The organism is Lysobacter sp. TAF61, assembly GCF_052113485.1.
Lineage (GTDB): Bacteria > Pseudomonadota > Gammaproteobacteria > Xanthomonadales > Xanthomonadaceae > Lysobacter_J.
This window is the reverse complement of the sequence record NZ_JBFRDH010000048.1, coordinates 1-398: the sequence shown is the minus strand read 5'-3', so window position 1 is coordinate 398 and position 398 is coordinate 1. Positions and strand designations below refer to the sequence as shown.

At 66.6% G+C, this 398-nt stretch carries 1 protein-coding gene; it reads left to right on the top strand.

Annotation, left to right across the window (positions count from 1 at the left end; genetic code table 11):
- On the top strand, positions 1 to 308 hold a 308-nt coding region (locus AB4Y64_RS17755), incomplete at its 5' end, for a putative dsRNA-binding protein (RefSeq protein WP_441817770.1).
- Positions 309 to 398: the final 90 nt, after the last annotated feature.

Here is a 398-nt window from a genome sequence, read left to right as displayed (position 1 = left end):
CTCTCTACCAGGACGGTGGGCTGGAGCTGGCCCGCAAGGTGTTCCTCGACCTGTGGTCGGAAGAGTTCGACCGGGCCGGGCAGGGGCGTCCGCGCGATCCTAAGACCGCCCTGCAGGAATGGGCGCAGAGCAAGGGCCGTCCGCTGCCGTCCTATCGCGTGCTCGACCGCACCGGTCCCGACCACGCGCCGGAGTTCACAGTCCAGGTCAGCGTCAAGGACGTCGATCCGGCCATCGCCAAGGGCAAGTCCCGCCAGGAAGCCGAGAAGGCCGCGGCCAAGGCGCTGCTGGAGCGCGTGGGCGGGTAAAGTGATCTCTCCCTCCCCCTTGATGGGGGAGGGCTTTTGCAGTGCTGCTGTGCTACACGCACGCCCAATGACTGAAAACACCTCCAACAC